Origin of the sequence: Methylomicrobium lacus (assembly GCF_041897535.1) — a bacterium.
Taxonomy (GTDB): domain Bacteria; phylum Pseudomonadota; class Gammaproteobacteria; order Methylococcales; family Methylomonadaceae; genus Methylomicrobium; species Methylomicrobium lacus_A.
Window position 1 is genome coordinate 480,609 of record NZ_CP169217.1, and the last position, 17,154, is coordinate 497,762.

Below are 17,154 nucleotides of genomic sequence, written 5' to 3' on the forward strand. Positions count from 1 at the left end.
TCCGCTGACTTTCATCATAATGCAACAATTAGACTAATTCAAATTCTGATGGGTTCACACCCAGTTCGCCGGCGATTTTGACCGCGATTTTTTTCTCGTTCGCATCGAAATTGCCGTCGGACGATGCGATCGCGATGATCATCCGCATCAACAGGCGCGCGGCGTCGCTGTTCGATTTCATCTTGCCCAGGGCCTGATAAGCCTTGGCTTCGCCGATGTCCTTGTCGAATTCGATCTGGCCGACAAAGTCCTGAAACGCCTTGATCACGTCGCTGGTCGTAAACACCGACAGCGCATCGTTGCTCTCGATGAATTTGATCATTTTTTGCTTTTCTTCGCCGGTAATGCTGCCATCGGCCATCGCAATCAATGCGGAACCGGCCATCGCCGCGTTCAGAAAATCCTTGTTCTTGAATTTCATCGCTTCGGTTTTCAATTCACTGGCCTTGCTTTTCAGTTGACTCAGGAAACTTTCAAAACTCATGGGTTAACTCCTTTGTTGGTGACATTAATTTAAAATCGACTGACTAGGCGCTTCATCGCACGCTTATTTACTGCCCGCCACATAATTCAGCCCCCAGCCATAGGCTTGGTCCATTTGTTGGTGGCCGGAAAAATAATCGATCAGTTTGGTAATGCGCAACTGACCGTTTTCGTTTTCGAGCATCGCGATCGCGCACATGAATTGATCGTTGCGGTGGCTGTCGAGGCGCACTTCGATATCGGGCTGATTTTTACACTTGATCGTGATTACCGCATCGACGTGCGACCAGTTCGGCACGCCTTCATAAATGAAGGCAAAGAGCAGCACCCGGCTGAACTCCTGCCATTGGCTGCCGTTGATGCGCAGCGTTTCGCCGCCGACCGAGCGGCCGCTGCGGTCATCCTGATCGAGTTCGATGAAAGGGAACTGCCGCAGATTGCCGAAATGCCCGCCCAAGGCCTGCACCGCGCCGCGTGCGCCGTCCTGAAATTCCCATAGACAAGCCAAATCGAGGTCGATGCCTTCCGCCTTCCGGCCGAAAAGGCCGGCCGATTTGACCGGCGTCGCGTTCCAGTTTAGATTGACCAGGATTTCGCCGAGACCGTCCCGGTTTTTCTCCAGCGAGATCGACTGACCGCGTTTTTCGAGCGTAATCTTGCTCAAATTGAGCTTCGGCGGCGGCGCAGGCTCCGTCGTAGGCACCGGCGCCGGCGCAGGGCTCGATTCGCCTTCGCCGACGTCGACGCCGTAAAACTCGGCCAAGGGCTGCAAGCCGCCGATGAAGCCCTGGCCGACCGCGCGCAGCTTCCACTTGTCCTGATGCCGGTAAAATTCGGCCAGGATCAGCGCGGTTTCCTGATTTTTGCTCGTGTCAAGTGCAAAGCCCGCGATTTCGAATCCGGTCAGAAAATCCTTGACCAGCACGGTCACCTGCTGAATCTCCGCAAAACTCTGGCCTTTCGTCTGCCCGTCGGTGATCGTGATCGTCAGCGCAATTTTCGTAACCTCCGGCTGCGTCCTGTCCAGATGCAGAGTCAGACGGTTGTGTTCGGGTTCGAGTTCGACACCCTGATCGGCGCGGACCGGCTGATTGTAAAAAACGAAATCGTCATCTCTGGACACCTTGTTTTGCGCATTCAACAAAAAAACGCTCACATCAAGGTCGGGGCCCGAGATCTTGCGTCCCGTCATCACGGTCACATGCAAGGCTGACGTCGGCAGCGGGCAGTTTTGCCCGGCAACCAAATCGATCCGATTATACATTGAGCCCTCCCGCCAAGCTGCGCGTTTGATTAGATGGTAACTTCTTTATAATCCGGCAACGACACCAGTTCCCGCTTGCCATAACAGGCATGCCGGGTGATGATGTCATCGCTCCATTGCCCATGCGTCGCGACTTCGCACATCGCATTGTGCATTCTGAACACGGCCGGCACGGCGCTGTCTTGCATCGACACCGCCATGTCGTAATCCGAGCGTTCGACTCGATAGGCATTTTCGATCGCCGGCACCTGATCCGGATGAATCGCGGTCTTACCGACCAGCCCGTGCGCCAAATCCTGGCGTATCTCCTGCTGCAAGGTCTCGTAGTCGTCCAAATATTCGAAAACCGGCGCGGACAGCGCAAAACCGTAAGGCTTGAACTGCAAGGCCAATTGCGCGATCACATGCCCCAACGGCGTCTGGTAGACCGTCATGTTGCGTGGCCTGCGAATGCCCAACAGATTCATCAGATCGTTGCCGCCGATTCGGAGCATCAAAATGCGCTGACGGGCCTCGTCCTGCTGCAAGACCTGACGAAGCTCGCGCATCGCCCCGGTATCGAATACTTCGCGGGTTTCGAGCGTCGGCATCACCTTGAAAGGCGTGCCCTGCAATTGCTCGAAGTAGGCCGAAAAATTGTCAAGCGTGAACTTCGGCAGCACGAAGCCATCGATGCGCTCGATATGCGGCAAGTCCAACAGCCGCGAGAGAATCTCGGGATTGCGCGCGCGAATGAAGCGGAAGCGCCCTTGGGTTTCTCGAAAGCCCTGCATGCACAGGCCCAAATGGCGGATGCAGCTGTCGACCTCAAATTTCAATACCGCATCTTCGGTACAAAAAATCATCGACCGCAACTGCGGCAGTTTATCACCATTCGCAATGTCGCGGAGGTCGAGCCGGTGGGCGGGCATATACAGCGGCGCCCCCAGTTGCCAAGGTGAAAACGGCCGATTTTGATCGGAAACTGGGAACATGGGGTTCATTTGACCTCTTTGATTAAAGCCGCTGCGAGATACGGCAAATCCTTGCATATTTCGACCGGGATAGATTTCGATTCGGCCAGCCATAGCAAATGCCGGGTTGCTTCCGAATCGCTGTTTCTGAGCAGCAAGCGCCCGGCCTCGCGCCTCAGCAAGACGCGAGTCGCCTCGCCGATCCCGGGTTTGATGTAATTATAATGACTCAAGCGATAGCGTTCAGCAACGCCCCGCAAAAAATCCAGCGACGCGGCCTGCAAGGCCTCTCTATCGGGCGGCGTTTCAGGCTCCCGAATGCCGGACTCCCGACACACCGCTTCAACCTGACTCAGCATCGCCTCGATAAAATACTGCGATAAGTCGTGTGGCTCGAATTCCTTATAGTACACACAGCCATGAAAAGCGTCCGCATCGCCTATATTCTGCCGCCAGATCGAACGGCTGATCAGCCCGGATACGGTAGAGTTCAACACACAGGACGGGATCAGATAATCCTCGTTTGATGCGGCGACGGCCGCCGACCCGGACAGGTCGGTCAGCACGAACAGATCGGCCGGAATACGGATGCCGTCGGATGCGGCAAACTCGTCCAAACTGGCAGCCAACTGCCTGGCGATCACGCCCTTGCCGGTCCAGCCGTCCACGAAAACCAGGGACTTATGCGCATGGCGCCGCAAAATAGTGCGTAACGCATTTTGATCGATGCCTCTGTCGCGCAGGATAGAAATCGAATAATGTGCGGCTTCGCGGTCGAAATGGCGTTTCAGCACATGCTTCAGCAACACGCCGACCGGCGTGCCGGCGCGCGCGAGCGATACCAGCGTAATACTGTCCTGGCGCAAGGCATCGATCCGTTTGGCCAGCAGCAACAGATGCTCGGCCATGCGCCGGCCGTTCAAGACAATGGCATCGTGAAACAGTTGCAGATAAGCCTCTGAGGGCAGCGACTCGTGCGACAGCATTTCCGAATAATGCCTCTGCCCCGACTGGATCAGCGCTTCCTTGAGCGCGACCGGGGTATCTTCGATCTCGATCGGCGTCAGCAAAAATTCGACATCGCTGGCTGAATAGCTGCCTGTAAACGGAGCCGTCATCTCATTGCACCGCCGCGAGCGTCTTGAACAACTGCGTATTTTTCGGAATCAGCGCATAATCGCAGAGCGTCAGGAACGGCGCATCGGTCCGGCTGTCGCCCGCGCCGAAAGTCAGAATTTCGGGATGTTGCTGCCGGTAATGGTCTAATAAATACTGCACCGCATCCTCCTTGTTGATGATTTTCGGCAATAGCGCCAGATTATTGCCGTTCAAATGCGTGTATAAACTGCCGTCCCGAACGAAGGGATGCGGTCTGACGATGTCTTCGAGCAAAGCCTTCAGCGGCGCCTCGAGGCCCGATTGATGTTTCACCACGCCGAACCAGTCGATCTCGAAATCGCGGACCAGACGCAATTTGTAGCCTTCGTGCCGACCCGCGAAAACCTGCACGTCCTCCCAGACCGCCAGCAGCTTTTGATAATAATCGGGCAAGAGATCCCGCATCCGCTCCATCCACGGCGGGTCGAATTGACGATTTTTATCCAGGATCACCGCGCCGTGATTCAGCACGACTTCTTCCCGAAACGGCAGATTCACGCGCGCGAAGGCTCCGGCATCGCGCGCGGTGACCGGCACGATCTTGAAGTCTTTCTGAAACCATTGCCAAAGCCATTGCTGCTTGCGTGTCGCAAACGAATTCGGCGTGCCGTCGGGCAAAAATGCCCTGACTTCCAGCGCCGGATCGTTGGGACCGTGCTCGCACTTGCGCAGGGTCTGGAACAGCGTGTCATCCAGGTCTAAAAAAATGTAGTTTTGCATGTAAGGTTGCAGGATCGATCGCGATGCGGGCGCTGATCGCTCGCCAGGCTGCGAGGCGTTCTTGAAGAGGCGCGTTCAGCGGCGTTTCGTGACAGAGGATGATCGCTTGGTAGGCATCGGTATTCAGGTTGTAGAGGAAATTGTCGATGCCGTCCTCGTAATTGTCTTCGAAACGGCAGACCGAAGCAATGTCGTTGCCCTGATGAATCGGCGAACGGGTCGTGCTTTGCACCTTGACCCGGTGCCCCCGGCGCTCGAGTTCTCGGCCGAGCAAATAGGCCGGCGCATTGCATTCGCCGCTGCCGAGCGCCAGCAGCGGGCGCGAATCGGCCGTATTCAGCAGTTCCTGGAGCTCCAGCATGTCCGCATCGGCCAGCGTCACCGGCGACTTGATTCCCAATCGGCCGGGCCAGGCCAGCAAATGCTTCTTGCAGAGGCCGTTGCCGATCGCATTGACCGCCACCTGCGGCAAGGCCGCCTCGCCGGCGTCCTCGAAACGTAATCGGCCCGCGCGCAGCGCAACCCATTTGACCGGCACTCCGGCCTGCGCCTCGAGTTTTACGCGGTCTTCAGGACTCGCAAAATTGACCAGGCTAACGATGAACACTTGCCGCAGCCCCGAATTGACCGTTTGATACGCCTGAATCAAGCGCAAAAACGTGCGTCCGGTGCTGATCTCGTCGTCGATCAACACCAAGGTTTCGGCGCTCGCAAACAGCTTCCGCTCTTCCGCCCCGCTTGGATAATACACAAAAAAATCGGTCGCATGGCTGTGCGCCTCGTCGAATTCGAGACGCGGTACGCCTTCCAGATGATAGCGCGTGGTCTGCACGAACAATCCGTTTTGCATGCCTTCAAGGCTGGCCGCCTCGAAGACGCCGTAGCCGAGGCCGGTCGCGGTTTCGGCCATGCCGATCCAGAGCGAGCCCTGCCCTAGTCCGCTTTTCAGCACCGGCCGCGCCAACGCGCGGTAGGTCCAGCTCATCAGCAGCGGACTGACCGGATAATGCTTGCCGAGCACCTTGCTGACCAGGAGAAACTTGCGCTTGCTGCCGATGCGCGAGGCGAAGCCGAGCAAACGCCGGAGCGGCACGCGACCCGGATCGATGTCGAGGTGCAGAATGCCGGTGTCGAGTGGAATGGAAAGGGTTTCGGTCATCGGGAGTTGTTCAATGCAAGGAATGGCGCAACGATTTGAGGTAGCTTTAACGCGAGGGACGGACCAAGCCGCCCCGTAAGTCTAGCGCATAAATATTACGAACGGATGATGCCAAGCCGTCAGACGACAGAGGCTTCCTCCAGCAAAACCACCGGCGTATTGATTTCGCTGACTTTCAGCCCGTAACGCAGCGGCGGAATCTCCGGCGTTTCGCCGTTGAAGGCTTCCAACGCAATCTTCGCCAGATTCGCGCCGGCAAGACAGGCCATGCCGAAACCGCCGGAAGGGCGCGGGTTGATCTCGAGCAGACGCGGGCCCGACTCGCCTTCCTTGTATTGAATATTGACCAAGCCGTTCAAGCGGTAATGCCGGATCAAGCGCTCGGTCATACCGGCGATGTCGGGATGATTGTCGATAGCCTGGCCATGACCGGCCAAAGGCGATTTTTTGCGCTGCGCCGCGCACAGCAACTCGCCGTGCCGGGCCGCGCAATCGACGCTCCATTCGGGGCCGCCCAGATGCTCCATCACCAAGAGCGTCTCGAAGTGCGGCGTATTCGCCATGCCGCCCTGCAATTCCCGCAGAGGAATCTGGTATTCGACACCTTTCAACAAATGCACGATGCTGTCGCGCTCCGGGTCCAGGATCCGAAAACCCAGGCCGTATACCGAAACGGCCGGCTTCACGCACAAACGGTTGTGTTTTGATGCCAGCGTCTCGACCGCCTGATCGAAGGCTTCGGCAGTATTCACCGCGATGAAGTCCATCGCCAGCGCGACGTCCTTCGAAAGATCCTGATAAAAATGCGCCTTGTTGTTCAGCAATGCCAACGTATCGTGATCGGCCGCCGCCATCAGCTTCACGCCGGCAGACGCGAACTGCTCGCGATGTTGGCTGGCTAAAGCCGCTTCCTTGCCCGGCCAAAACACATCGATTCGGTGCGCGCGGCAAAAATCCAGGCACCAAGCGACATAGTCCAACCCATGCAGTTCGGAAGGTTCCAGATAGGTCTCATCGCTCGCCAGAAAGGCGGTCGCGGTCCGATGCGTATGCGTGCAAACGATCGTGACTTCGCCGTTCGGATAGCCCGACTTCAGTTGCCTGAATACCGCGCCGATCGTCGAAAAGGTCTTGTTGAACCAGATACGCATGCAGCCTTACAGATTCGCGGTGATTTGCGGCAGCAGGCTGTCGATCGTGCGGCCATGGCCGTTTTCGCCGATCGCGTGCATCTTCCATTCGCCTTCATGACGATACACCTTCGCCATGATCTGCGCGGTATGCGAACCTTGCCCGCTGAGCGTATAGCGGGCGATTTCCTTGTTCGTGCCGCTATCGACCAGGCGGCAATAGGCATTTTCGACCTGATCGAATGTCTGATTCGTGAAGGAGTTGACCGTGAACACCAGCGACTTCACATTGGCCGGCACCTTGTTCAAATCGACGATGATCTGTTCGTCGTCGCCATCACCCGCGCCGGTGCGGTTGTCGCCGGTGTGCACGACGCTGCCATCCTTGCTTTTCAATTGCCGGAACCAGACCGTATCGACGATCTTCTTTTGTTCGTCGAACAGCACACAGGATGCGTCCAGGTCGATCGAGACGGCGCCACCACCGCCGAACACGCCCTTCAACAGGCCGCCGCCGGCTTTTTTCACGTCCCAGCCGAGGCCCATGATCACCTTGTTCAACGCACCACCCGCTTCCTTGTTCAGCGAGATTTTCTGGCCTTTCTGTAAACTGATACCCATTGCTTTGCCCTCTGTGTTTAGAGATTCTTGGTTATTGATTGGTTGATTCTAGCGCATCAATGGACGATGCCCTTACTTTTGGCCGCCGCGAGCCACTCGGGAAACTCGCCGAGCAAACGATCATACAATGCTTGCTCGTCGATACTGTGCAAGTCGTCCAGCGCAAAAAAGCCGCAATTGTCGACCACGCGCCCGGCCATCGTATCGAGTTTTTCGAGGATGCCGTATTGTCGGCCGCCGATCCCGACAAATTGCCAAAAAATCGGCAACGATGCGGCCTCGGTCAGCAATTGCTTGATTTCCTTGTTTCGGCTGACGCCGCCGTCGCTGACGAAGATCACCAAAACCGGCAACGGCGTGCCCCGGTAATGTCCAATCACCTTTTCGATCACGGCCGGCTCGTTGTTGATGCTCATCAGGCCCCAATGGCGCCAGCCGCGCTCGGTGCCGTTGATGTAATCGGCATAATTGGCCAATGTCGCGGGCGGCAACGCCAGCGCTTGGCGCGAAAACGCCCAGACATCCAGTTCGCCGTCGTCATCGAAATGCACCGCCAGCGGCAACAGCCGCTCGATCACTTCCTGCACGCGGCCTTTACTGTACTGGCCGCTCATCGAACCGGAGGCATCCAGCACCAGGGCGACCCGGGCTATCGTTGCGTGCAGGCGATGCTTTTCCAGCGAGACGGCCGCTTTTTTGGCCAGATCGACCAGTTTCGGTGCATGGGCCGCGATTTTCTTTTCGAGCGACAGCTTGGCGCTGGGCGGCGGTGCCGGAGTCTCCTCCGCGACCTCGCCGCCGAAATGCCTGACCAATGCCGCCAGGCCGCCGTTGAAGCCCTGACCGGTCGCGCAGAAGCGCCATGCGCCATCCTTCCGGTAAAGCTCGCCGAGCATCAGGGCTTTTTCGTCCTGAAAATCCTGACCTGTAAAGTCAAAGAGCGCAGACTCCTTGCCGTCCTGCAAAAAGCGCAGATGGCCGGAGCGGATTTGCCTCATTGCGCCGTTGCCGTCGATGGCGGCGGTAAATACCAGACGGTCGATCGAAGCCGGCAAACGGTCGAGCCGACACAGAAACCCCGCCTGATCGCCGGCAGGGACCGCCAGCTCGACACCGCCGCAAGGCGTTTTCGGCTGATTGAAGAAGATCATGTAGCGGTCGTCGGCCAGCTTTTGCTGCGCATCCAGACCGAAACAGGCGAAATCGAGTGAGGCGTCCAAGCCGCTGATCTGCAGTCCGATCTGAATGGTCTGGGGAGCGCCGACACCGGCGAAAAGCGAGGACAGCGGCAACCGCTGTCCCTTGGAGATTTCCATGCGGCCGAATTAGACTGTGTTAGACATTCACGCCGAAGGAAGAGGCCAATGGTCCGAGGCCGCCGGCATAGCCCTGGCCGACCGCCTTGAATTTCCAGTCCGCGCCGACCCGGTAGATTTCGCCGAAGATCATCGCGGTTTCGATTGAGGCATCCTCGCTGAGGTCGTAACGGGCGATTTCCTGGCCGCCTGCCTCGTTCACGATGCGGATATAGGCGCGGCTGACCTGGCCGAAATTTTGTTTGCGGGCTTCCGCATCATGGATCGTGACCGCGAAGACGACCTTGTCCAGATCGGCCGGAATCTTGCTCAATTCGACCTTGATCACTTCGTCGTCGCCCTCGCCGGCGCCGGTCAGATTGTCGCCGGCATGCGCGACCGCGCCATCGGCGACCGATTTGTTGTTGTAGAAGCAGAAATCGTTGTCCGAACGGACCTTGCCGTCCAGCTTGACCAGGAAAGCGCTGGCGTCGAGGTCGAATGCCGCACCGTCGGTCGCGCGCGCATCCCAGCCCAGTCCGACCAGAATCTTGTTCAAGCCCGGGGCTTCCTTACTCAAATTGACATTGCCGCCTTTGCTCAGTGAAATCGCCATCGTGATGTTCCTCTTCTTGTTGATTTAAATAGGGTTCGTTAAACGTTAATGCCGTATTGCCGCGCCAGAGCGCCCAGGCCGCCGGCATAGCCCTGACCGACCGCGCGAAATTTCCATTCGCCGCCGTGACGATAAATCTCGCCGAAAATCATCGCGGTCTCGATCGAAGCGTCCTCGCTCAGGTCGTAACGCGCGACTTCATTATTCGTGTCCTTGTTCACGATGCGGACATAGGCGCTGGCGACCTGACCGAAATTCTGCTTGCGCGCCTCGGCGTCATGTATCGTGACCGTGAAGGCAACGCGTTGAATGTCGGCGGGAACCTTGTCGAGCAACACGACGATCGATTCATCGTCGCCGTCGCCCGCACCGGTGCGGTTATCGCCGGTATGCTCGACCGAACCGCAGGTCGATTTGGTTTGATTGTAAAAAATGAAATCGCTGTCGGACCGTACCTTGCCGTCTTCCTTGACCATGAATGCGCTCGCATCCAGGTCATAATCGGCGCCGTCGGTGGCCCTGACGTCCCAACCGAGACCGACCAGCACATTCTTTAGCGTGGGATCAGTCTTGGACAGGCTGATATTACCGCCCTTGCTCAGGGAAATTCCCATGGTTACCCTCCTCGAAGCGTTGTAGGATTGAATCGTCGCGTGTTTTAGAAGTATGAATCCGTAATAGGATAGAAGAAACTCGCGAAGTTCACAAAACTTAATGAATGGCGAACGCCGTTTGACAGGAAAATCAGGCGGTTAGAAATAACCGCCTGGAAAGACGAGGATGAGTTAATCACCTGCCGATAAGAATAAGGTCAGAACTGCACCTCCTGGTTTTGATTAGATTGCCAGCCGGCCTGCGCACGCGGCGCTTCCTGAGCCTGCGGCATCGTCCGCTCCTGCTGTCCCTTGATCAGGATGCGCGCCAGCTTGCGCAAGCCTTCTGAGGAGATTTCCAGACCGAACGGCCGGCCCAGGCTTTCGAGCTGATAGATCACGTCGGTCGCCGCGATGAAGGTCATATAACGCAGGCCCTCGATTTCGGGCAATTGCTTGGCCAAGTTCTTCAACTCGGGCGCGAGGCGTTCCCAGGTATCGGTAAAAAATACCCGCACCGGGTCCTTGCCGCCCGGCTGCTGGCCTTTGACGGCGGCCTGGAACGAACTGCGGGCTTCGAGCAGAATCTCGGTCAGCGAATCGCGCAGTTGCTCGTTGTTCGAATCAAATGACGCCTGCTGAATCGCCTTGCTCAAAAACTCGTCCCACGCCTGCCAGGCTTGCTGCCATTGCTGCTGCTCGGCGGCCGACAACGGTGCGGTAGGCGTATTCGACAACGGCTTCACCGGCGCCTCGAAACCGAGATGCACCGAGATGCCCTCTTCCTTGGCCGCCGCGCCGGTAAATTTGAGCGTACTGATCACCTGATGCAGTTCCGCCTCGTTTTCCTTCGGCAGATAGTCGGCCAGTTTGCGCTCGATGTCGCCGCGCGATTGGTTCAAATCGACTTTCAGGCTCGCCAGTTGCGGCTCCGCATAGCGCCTCAGCAGATCCTGCAACTTGTCCACATTCAGCGGAATCCCGGACTGATCGTAGGCCTTCGCCTGGGTGACCGGCAGGCTGAGTACAGTCTGCTGCGGATTGATCGTCGGCTGCTGCCAGGTTTCGAGCAGACCAGTCCACTCAAAGAGCGGCAGGCACTGGCCGTTCATGCCGGTGCCGAAGCGGACATGCACGTTATTTTTCATATGCACCTGCCCATTCTGCCCGTCTAGTTGTGGGTTGGCGAGCTGCAAAAAACTGCAATTCTGCCGGTCTTTCCAGACGTTCGCGGTCTTGCCGGGGCCGGTAAAAAGCTGCGAGACCAGCGCATTTTTGATCAGGCTGTAGTCCGCAGAAAGTGGCAGATTAAAGGATTCGGCCCAGCTGTTTTGGCTCATGGCGCCGAATAAAATAACGACTGAAGGGATAAGTCTGAGGGTCATGGGTTTGAGTGTTCCAAATAAAACCGTATTGTAGGACTCGCTTAAAATCGCAAGGAGAAATGCGAGAATTTGACAAGACGCGATTAAAAACCGTTCACCCTGAATCCTCGATGAATCCAAGACCCATGGACAACAATTTTTCGGGCTCGACTATCCTATCAAGCATTTTAGCCGATAAGAAATCGGTTAATTCCCTAGTCGAAAGACCAACGCATCCGCGTCAAAAAATCTGTACAATGCGCTGATGATCCACGCCGAATCAGTCCGCGTAACTGCTTACCGTTCGTTATGAAAAGAATCACTTCCTGTCTTTTATGCTTGGCGCTATTTAACCCGATTTCCGCTCGTTCCGGAAGCAATCCGTGGGCCGGCGTCAAAACAACTGCCGCGCTCGGCCCAGGCGCCGAAAGCATTGGCTCGTATACGGCCGGCTGCCTGAGCGGCGCGGTCGAACTGCCACCGAACGGCGCCGGCTACCAGGTGATGCGCCTCTCCCGGCACCGTTATTACGGACACCCTCACCTGAAAAAGTTCATCGAAGCCCTGGGACGAAGCTCCGCGGCCGAACATCTCGGCGTGCTGTTGATCGGCGACCTGGGACAGCCGCGCGGCGGCCCGACCCTGACCGGACACCGCAGCCACCAAACCGGACTGGATGTCGACATCTGGTTCCTGTTGTCGAAGCAGGCCGAAAACCGGACTCTGGCCTATAACGAACGCGAAAGCTGGAATGCGCCTTCGGTGCTGCGCGATCATTCCGACCTGATCGACAGCCGGCAATGGTCGAAAGCGAATGAACGAATATTGCAAATCACTGCGGAAATGCCGGAAATCGACCGGCTGTTCGTGAATGCCGGCGTCAAACGAGAACTTTGCCGGACTCACGCAGGGCAAAACTGGCTGCGCAAAATCCGCCCCTGGTGGAAACACGACGACCATTTTCATGTCCGCCTGAAATGCCCGAAGGACAGCCGCTATTGTGAAGGACAGGAACCGCTGCCCGCCGGCGACGGCTGCGATGCCTCCCTGGCCTGGTGGTTTTCTGCCGAAGCCAAGGCGCCAGCGAAAAAACTGCCGCCGCCGAAGGCGCCGGTTTTACCGGCGCGATGTGATCAGGTCTTGTACCACTAAGGCTGATTGATGTCCTATCCGATCGACAAAAAATTCGTGATCGCGGTCTCATCGAGCGCCCTGTTCGACCTCGGCGAATCCGACCGAGTCTTTCGCGAAGAAGGCCCCGTCGCCTACAAAGCCTATCAGGAACACCATCAAAATGCGATACTCGACAAAGGCGTCGCCTTCCCGTTCATCCGCCGTTTTCTGAACATCAACGCCCGCTTCGGCACCGAACAACCCGTCGAAGTCGTGCTGCTGTCCCGAAATTCGGCCGCGACAGGCCAACGCGTATTCCGCTCGATCAGGCATCATGGCCTCAACATCAGCCGGGCCGCGTTTACCGAAGGCAAATCGCCCTACCCTTACATTCCGGCCTTCAACGCTTCGCTGTTTTTATCGGCCAATGAAAGCGATGTACTGCAAGCGATAGACGCCGGCTATCCGGCTGGCGCAGTGCTGCCCTCGATCGTGGTCGACGATCCGGACGATGAGGAATTGCGCGTCGCCTTCGATTTTGACGGCGTGCTCGCCGACGACGAAGCGGAAACGGTTTACCGCAACGGCCAATTGCAGCAGTTCCATCAGCACGAACAGGACCGCTCGCATATCCCGCACAATCCGGGTCCGCTCGCCGATCTGTTCCGAAAATTGGCATTCATGCAAAAACTCGAAGATCGGGCAATCGAACAGGACCGGAGTTATAAAAGAATCCTGCGCACCGCGATCATCACCGCGCGCAACGCACCCGCGCACGAACGCGTGGTCACCACGCTCGAAAGCTGGGGCGTTAGCGCGAATGAAACCTTCTTTCTGGGCGGCATGAAAAAAGACCGCATCCTGACCGTATTCAAGCCGCACATTTTTTTCGACGACCAGAAAAGCCATCTTTCGACGAGCGGCAGGGATATTCCGATGGTGCACATTCCGTTCGGTATCGCCAATCGCGGCGAACCAGCAGAAATGGTTTAAATGACTGCCGCCAAGAGGGAGCGCCTTCATATCCAGCTTGATTGTACAAAATAATCATCTTCGTTTTCTTTGTCGAGAATGGATTCTGCAACAGGGGCTTCATTTAAACTTACAGCGGAAACACCCTTCCCTTGCCCCCCAAATAATACTCCATTGAAGCCTCCAGGCCTTCCTCTCACTTTCCGGGCCATGGCTTCCCCCCGCATCTCCTTGAAAGAGCCCGCCATACTCGCCATGGATTTTTTTTCATTACTATTCATATAGATATGAACGCAACCCCGAATCAAATGGCCTTCAACTACGGTAATTCCCTTTCGTCTTGTCAGCTCATATAACATTTCAGCTAAATTTGTTCTTACGCTGCCATCGATTATTTTGTTCATTTTTTTCGGGATAATAACGATACGGCATTGGGAATCCCAGCGCTTATGCGGAAAACGCCTAAACACCCTCATATTTTTCCTCCTTTCCAATCTATGGTGAGAAAGTCATGCGTGCAAGAAAAACTCTCGCATAAGTAAAACCTATACGAGTATTCCCGTGGAGAGGTAGGTGTGTTAATGGCTAATGCGTTGTCGGTACGGCAGTAACGCGCTTAAAGCCGCCATACTTTGATCCCTGCTTGCTCAAATTCAATTGGATTAAAAAAGGACTTCACATCGATAAAGCACCCTCCCTTGATCAGCTTTTTCTGGAAGTCCTCAACAGTGAAGGAGGTAAATTGCTTATGGGATACGGCAGACACAATGGCATCCGCTCTTGGCAGATCTTCCCACGGAAGTAGATGCACTCCATATTCATGCATCGCCTCATCGGGATCAGCATGAGGATCATGAACAAATACTTCTACGCCATAACTTTTTAACTCCTTAATGATGTCCGTCACTTTGGAGTTGCGTAAATCGGCACAATTCTCTTTAAAAGTTAGCCCCAATATGTTTACCCGCGCGCCTTTCACATAACTTCCGCACGCAATCATGCTTTTGAGGGTTTGTTCAGCGATAAACTTACCCATGCCGTCATTGATGCGTCTGCCGGCAAGAATGACTTGCGGATGATAGCCCTGCATCCCGGCTTTATAGGTCAAATAATAAGGATCGACGCCAATACAATGGCCGCCAACCAGTCCCGGTTTAAACTTCAAAAAATTCCATTTCGTGCCGGCCGCTTGCAACACCTCGGTCGTATCGATGCCACACGTATCAAAAATGATTGCCAGCTCATTCATTAATGCAATATTCAGGTCGCGCTGCGTATTTTCGATCACCTTGCACGCTTCAGCCACCTTGATGCTAGAGCAGCGATGGACTCCAGGCTCCACGATTTTTTCATAGAGTGCTGCCACTTTCTCAAGTGTTGCCGGCGTATCGCCTGATACCACCTTAAGAACTTTAGTCAGGGTATGTTCGCGGTCACCGGGATTGATTCGCTCAGGGGAGTATCCCACAAAAAAATCTTCTTTCCATTTCATGCCCGACTCGCGCGCCAAAACCGGAATGCAAACTTCTTCGGTTGCACCTGGATAAACCGTGGATTCATAAACCACCAGTGCGCCTTTCTTCATGTTTTGGCCCGCGCATCGGCTTGCTCCTATTAAAGGGCTAAAGTCCGGGTTATGTGCCGCATCAACCGGTGTGGGCACGGCCACGATAATAACGTCCGCTTCAGCCAAAATACTGGGATCAGTGGAATATTCCGCATGTATTGCGGCACGCATTTCCTCATCGGGCAGTTCACGCGATGGATCAACACCCTTCCTACAGGACTCGACTTTAGACTCCGCAATATCAAACCCAACAGTACGAAAATGTTTTCCCAATTCAACGACAAGCGGAAGACCGACGTAACCGAGACCTATCACAGCAACCGTTTCAATATCCAAATTCTTGCTAAATCGTAGATCGGTATCCCCCTCTTGCGGCCCAAGGCTTTCATCATTCAGATCACACTCGCCTACACAATAACTTTCATTTTCTAAATAGATCATGTTTGTCTCCTTGTTCAAAATTAATTCTCAGCCATCAATGCGGTTAACTCCACCCCTATCTTAAGGTAAATATAAGACTAAATTAAATCGGTACGGTTCCGCACTTAATAAGTTTTTGCTCCGCAAGGAGGGGTGGCTTCTGAGCCACTTATAAGGTTGATGCCCGCTGGCTTCCGCTCAGCCATCGGCAATATCTCGTCGAGTAAATTCATTCACGTAAATCATTAGCAAACCCAATTGGCATTTGATGGTGAAGATACGCTCTAGACTTGCTCTGGCCGAGACTACTATGGGTTTGAATAGTAAAAAGATGTATGTTTCTTAAAATTTTGTTAAGATTACATTAAGATAGCAGCTTTAATCCGCTTTGGCTGTTTTTGTTGGTTTCCAAGTGCTAGAGACGCAACATGTTATGGGATTCGTAGCGGCAAGCTCCTCTTCGCTCCGGCACAATTCTCGGGATTTTTTATGTGCCTTGAATGCGGATGAATTGGAACTTACCTTTCGCCATCACACAAATGATGAGGCATCGCCCGAGGATGGGACGAAACCCAGATTTGACGCGAAGATAGCGTGCTTGATTTATTGGAAAGAGGGATTCAGATTTTAGCCAATTGGTAAAATTGTTTATGAATGACTTACATATTCCTCGCCAAAACCATATTCTCAACTGCCTTCCTGCCGCCGAATTCGAGCGGCTTCTGCCTAATTTGAGTCTGGTCCCGATGCCGCTAGGTGAAGTCATTTATGAGTCGGGAGAAAAGTTGCAATATGCTTATTTTCCAACCGACAGCATCGTCTCCATACTTTACGTGATGGAGAATGGCGCATCGACCGAGATTGCTGTTGTCGGCAACGACGGTATCATCGGCGTCCCGCTCTTCATGGGGGGGCTGAGCATGCCTAATCGAGCCGTTGTGCAAAGCGCAGGCTATGCGTATCGCTTGAATGCGAATATGCTGATGAAGGAAGTCGACCGCTCCGGGGGGCGTCGCTACGGGGCGCTGAATCATTTATTGCTGTGCTATACCCAGACGCTCCTTACCCAGATGGCACAGACAGCGGCCTGCAACCGGCATCATTCGGTGGACCAGCAATTATGCCGCTGGATATTGCTCAGTCTCGACCGGCTCTCTTCGAATCAGCTAAATATGACCCATGAATTGATTGCCAATATGTTGGGCGTTCGCCGTGAAGGCGTTACGGAAGCGGCGGGGAATTTGCAGCGTGCAGGCTTAATTCACTATAGACGAGGACACATCACGGTTCTAGACAGACCGGGATTGGAGGCACGTGTCTGTGAGTGCTACCACGTAGTCAAAATAGAATCTAATCGCCTGCTCAATCTTCCTCCTCGCAAAGCCATTTGACATCGTACTTCCGCACATCTGTCATACATACCCATCAAAAGTTAACTGATTTCCCGGCAGCAGATCGGAGTCAATACCAAAATCCCGAGGGATTTTTCCCATATTCAGCGCCCTACCTCGAATTTACTCGCACCCGCAACATAACCACAAGCCACTGAAGTCATAGCGGTTTATATTTTTTCCAGCGTGATGCAGGACGGCAATGGTCGTTCATGTCGATGGCTTTGACTCGCACGGAAAATTCCGCCGGAGGACACAGGAAAATTTCCCTATGCGCTCAAACGCATGAAACGAGAAGCTAAATTACATATAATGGTCTGACCAAACGGCAGCTA

Annotated in this window: 17 protein-coding genes; 3 read left to right on the forward strand and 14 right to left on the reverse strand. The window is 55.0% G+C overall.

Translation table 11 applies throughout. The features are described from left to right. Positions 1–28: 28 nt before the first annotated feature. From ACEPPP_RS02115 to ACEPPP_RS02170, 12 genes are all read right to left on the reverse strand, one after another. Positions 29–484 carry a tellurite resistance TerB family protein gene (locus tag ACEPPP_RS02115; RefSeq protein WP_374089412.1) on the reverse strand — a complete coding sequence of 152 codons (456 nt, stop codon included), beginning with the start codon at positions 482–484 and terminating at the stop codon, positions 29–31. Between the two features lie 63 nt (positions 485–547). Further along, positions 548–1,747 carry a TerD family protein gene (locus ACEPPP_RS02120; protein ID WP_374089413.1) on the reverse strand — a complete coding sequence of 400 codons (1,200 nt, stop codon included), beginning with the start codon at positions 1,745–1,747 and terminating at the stop codon, positions 548–550. A 29-nt stretch (positions 1,748–1,776) separates the two neighbouring features. After that, entirely contained in the window at positions 1,777–2,730 is a 954-nt protein-coding gene (locus ACEPPP_RS02125) for an HpcH/HpaI aldolase/citrate lyase family protein (protein WP_374089414.1), read from the reverse strand. Beyond that, complete coding sequence (locus tag ACEPPP_RS02130; protein ID WP_374089415.1) at positions 2,727–3,818, reverse strand: cysteine protease StiP family protein; 1,092 nt, start codon at positions 3,816–3,818, stop codon at positions 2,727–2,729. Before ACEPPP_RS02130 ends, ACEPPP_RS02125 begins: the two co-directional genes overlap by 4 nt. A 1-nt stretch (position 3,819) precedes the next feature. Continuing rightward, positions 3,820–4,578 (reverse strand): hydrolase, encoded by a 759-nt coding sequence (locus ACEPPP_RS02135; RefSeq protein ID WP_374089416.1) that lies wholly within the window; start codon positions 4,576–4,578, stop codon positions 3,820–3,822. Continuing rightward, the gene (locus ACEPPP_RS02140; RefSeq protein ID WP_374089417.1) at positions 4,547–5,737 is read right to left on the reverse strand and encodes a phosphoribosyltransferase domain-containing protein; all 1,191 of its coding nucleotides are present in this window, start codon (positions 5,735–5,737) and stop codon (positions 4,547–4,549) included. The genes ACEPPP_RS02135 and ACEPPP_RS02140 overlap by 32 nt, the downstream gene beginning before the upstream one ends. 119 nt (positions 5,738–5,856) lie before the next feature. Continuing rightward, complete coding sequence (locus tag ACEPPP_RS02145; RefSeq protein WP_374089418.1) at positions 5,857–6,888, reverse strand: ATP-grasp domain-containing protein; 1,032 nt, start codon at positions 6,886–6,888, stop codon at positions 5,857–5,859. 6 nt (positions 6,889–6,894) lie between these two features. Beyond that, on the reverse strand, positions 6,895–7,488 hold the full coding sequence (locus ACEPPP_RS02150; protein ID WP_374089419.1) for a TerD family protein: 594 nt from the start codon (positions 7,486–7,488) through the stop codon (positions 6,895–6,897). 56 nt (positions 7,489–7,544) lie between these two features. Further along, the gene (locus tag ACEPPP_RS02155; RefSeq protein ID WP_374089420.1) at positions 7,545–8,804 is read right to left on the reverse strand and encodes a VWA domain-containing protein; all 1,260 of its coding nucleotides are present in this window, start codon (positions 8,802–8,804) and stop codon (positions 7,545–7,547) included. A 19-nt stretch (positions 8,805–8,823) separates the two neighbouring features. Then, positions 8,824–9,399 (reverse strand): TerD family protein, encoded by a 576-nt coding sequence (locus tag ACEPPP_RS02160; protein WP_374089421.1) that lies wholly within the window; start codon positions 9,397–9,399, stop codon positions 8,824–8,826. Positions 9,400–9,437: 38 nt separating this feature from the next. Next, a complete protein-coding gene (locus tag ACEPPP_RS02165; protein WP_374089422.1) occupies positions 9,438–10,013 on the reverse strand; it encodes a TerD family protein in 576 nt (191 codons plus the stop codon). Positions 10,014–10,210: 197 nt separating this feature from the next. Continuing rightward, positions 10,211–11,332: a hypothetical protein gene (locus tag ACEPPP_RS02170; protein WP_374089423.1), complete on the reverse strand. Its 1,122-nt coding sequence runs from the start codon at positions 11,330–11,332 to the stop codon at positions 10,211–10,213. Positions 11,333–11,665: 333 nt separating this feature from the next. Between ACEPPP_RS02170 and mepA the strand changes: the two genes are divergently transcribed. Beyond that, on the forward strand, positions 11,666–12,508 hold the full coding sequence (mepA, locus tag ACEPPP_RS02175) for a penicillin-insensitive murein endopeptidase (protein ID WP_374089424.1): 843 nt from the start codon (positions 11,666–11,668) through the stop codon (positions 12,506–12,508). A gap of 9 nt (positions 12,509–12,517) precedes the next feature. Beyond that, positions 12,518–13,462 carry a 5'-nucleotidase gene (locus ACEPPP_RS02180; RefSeq protein WP_374089425.1) on the forward strand — a complete coding sequence of 315 codons (945 nt, stop codon included), beginning with the start codon at positions 12,518–12,520 and terminating at the stop codon, positions 13,460–13,462. Between the two features lie 26 nt (positions 13,463–13,488). On the opposite strand, the gene ACEPPP_RS02185 is transcribed toward ACEPPP_RS02180, so the two are convergent. Then, positions 13,489–13,845, reverse strand: coding sequence for a hypothetical protein (locus ACEPPP_RS02185; RefSeq protein WP_374089426.1), 357 nt, complete (start codon positions 13,843–13,845; stop codon positions 13,489–13,491). Between the two features lie 212 nt (positions 13,846–14,057). Continuing rightward, entirely contained in the window at positions 14,058–15,449 is a 1,392-nt protein-coding gene (locus ACEPPP_RS02190; RefSeq protein WP_374089427.1) for a nucleotide sugar dehydrogenase, read from the reverse strand. Positions 15,450–16,078: 629 nt separating this feature from the next. Between ACEPPP_RS02190 and ACEPPP_RS02195 the strand changes: the two genes are divergently transcribed. Continuing rightward, positions 16,079–16,819: a Crp/Fnr family transcriptional regulator gene (locus tag ACEPPP_RS02195; protein ID WP_374089428.1), complete on the forward strand. Its 741-nt coding sequence runs from the start codon at positions 16,079–16,081 to the stop codon at positions 16,817–16,819. The last annotated feature ends 335 nt before the right edge of the window (positions 16,820–17,154 follow it).

Bases quoted from the DNA above. Each gene is read 5' to 3' on its own strand.
- ACEPPP_RS02115 (WP_374089412.1), bottom strand. From the start codon at position 484: ATGAGTTTTGAAAGTTTCCTGAGTCAACTGAAAAGCAAGGCCAGTGAA.
- ACEPPP_RS02120 (WP_374089413.1), bottom strand. From the start codon at position 1,747: ATGTATAATCGGATCGATTTGGTTGCCGGGCAAAACTGCCCGCTGCCG.
- ACEPPP_RS02125 (WP_374089414.1), bottom strand. From the start codon at position 2,730: ATGAACCCCATGTTCCCAGTTTCCGATCAAAATCGGCCGTTTTCACCT.
- ACEPPP_RS02130 (WP_374089415.1), bottom strand. From the start codon at position 3,818: ATGACGGCTCCGTTTACAGGCAGCTATTCAGCCAGCGATGTCGAATTT.
- ACEPPP_RS02135 (WP_374089416.1), bottom strand. From the start codon at position 4,578: ATGCAAAACTACATTTTTTTAGACCTGGATGACACGCTGTTCCAGACC.
- ACEPPP_RS02140 (WP_374089417.1), bottom strand. From the start codon at position 5,737: ATGACCGAAACCCTTTCCATTCCACTCGACACCGGCATTCTGCACCTC.
- ACEPPP_RS02145 (WP_374089418.1), bottom strand. From the start codon at position 6,888: ATGCGTATCTGGTTCAACAAGACCTTTTCGACGATCGGCGCGGTATTC.
- ACEPPP_RS02150 (WP_374089419.1), bottom strand. From the start codon at position 7,488: ATGGGTATCAGTTTACAGAAAGGCCAGAAAATCTCGCTGAACAAGGAA.
- ACEPPP_RS02155 (WP_374089420.1), bottom strand. From the start codon at position 8,804: ATGGAAATCTCCAAGGGACAGCGGTTGCCGCTGTCCTCGCTTTTCGCC.
- ACEPPP_RS02160 (WP_374089421.1), bottom strand. From the start codon at position 9,399: ATGGCGATTTCACTGAGCAAAGGCGGCAATGTCAATTTGAGTAAGGAA.
- ACEPPP_RS02165 (WP_374089422.1), bottom strand. From the start codon at position 10,013: ATGGGAATTTCCCTGAGCAAGGGCGGTAATATCAGCCTGTCCAAGACT.
- ACEPPP_RS02170 (WP_374089423.1), bottom strand. From the start codon at position 11,332: ATGAGCCAAAACAGCTGGGCCGAATCCTTTAATCTGCCACTTTCTGCG.
- mepA (WP_374089424.1), top strand. From the start codon at position 11,666: ATGAAAAGAATCACTTCCTGTCTTTTATGCTTGGCGCTATTTAACCCG.
- ACEPPP_RS02180 (WP_374089425.1), top strand. From the start codon at position 12,518: ATGTCCTATCCGATCGACAAAAAATTCGTGATCGCGGTCTCATCGAGC.
- ACEPPP_RS02185 (WP_374089426.1), bottom strand. From the start codon at position 13,845: ATGAACAAAATAATCGATGGCAGCGTAAGAACAAATTTAGCTGAAATG.
- ACEPPP_RS02190 (WP_374089427.1), bottom strand. From the start codon at position 15,449: ATGATCTATTTAGAAAATGAAAGTTATTGTGTAGGCGAGTGTGATCTG.
- ACEPPP_RS02195 (WP_374089428.1), top strand. From the start codon at position 16,079: ATGAATGACTTACATATTCCTCGCCAAAACCATATTCTCAACTGCCTT.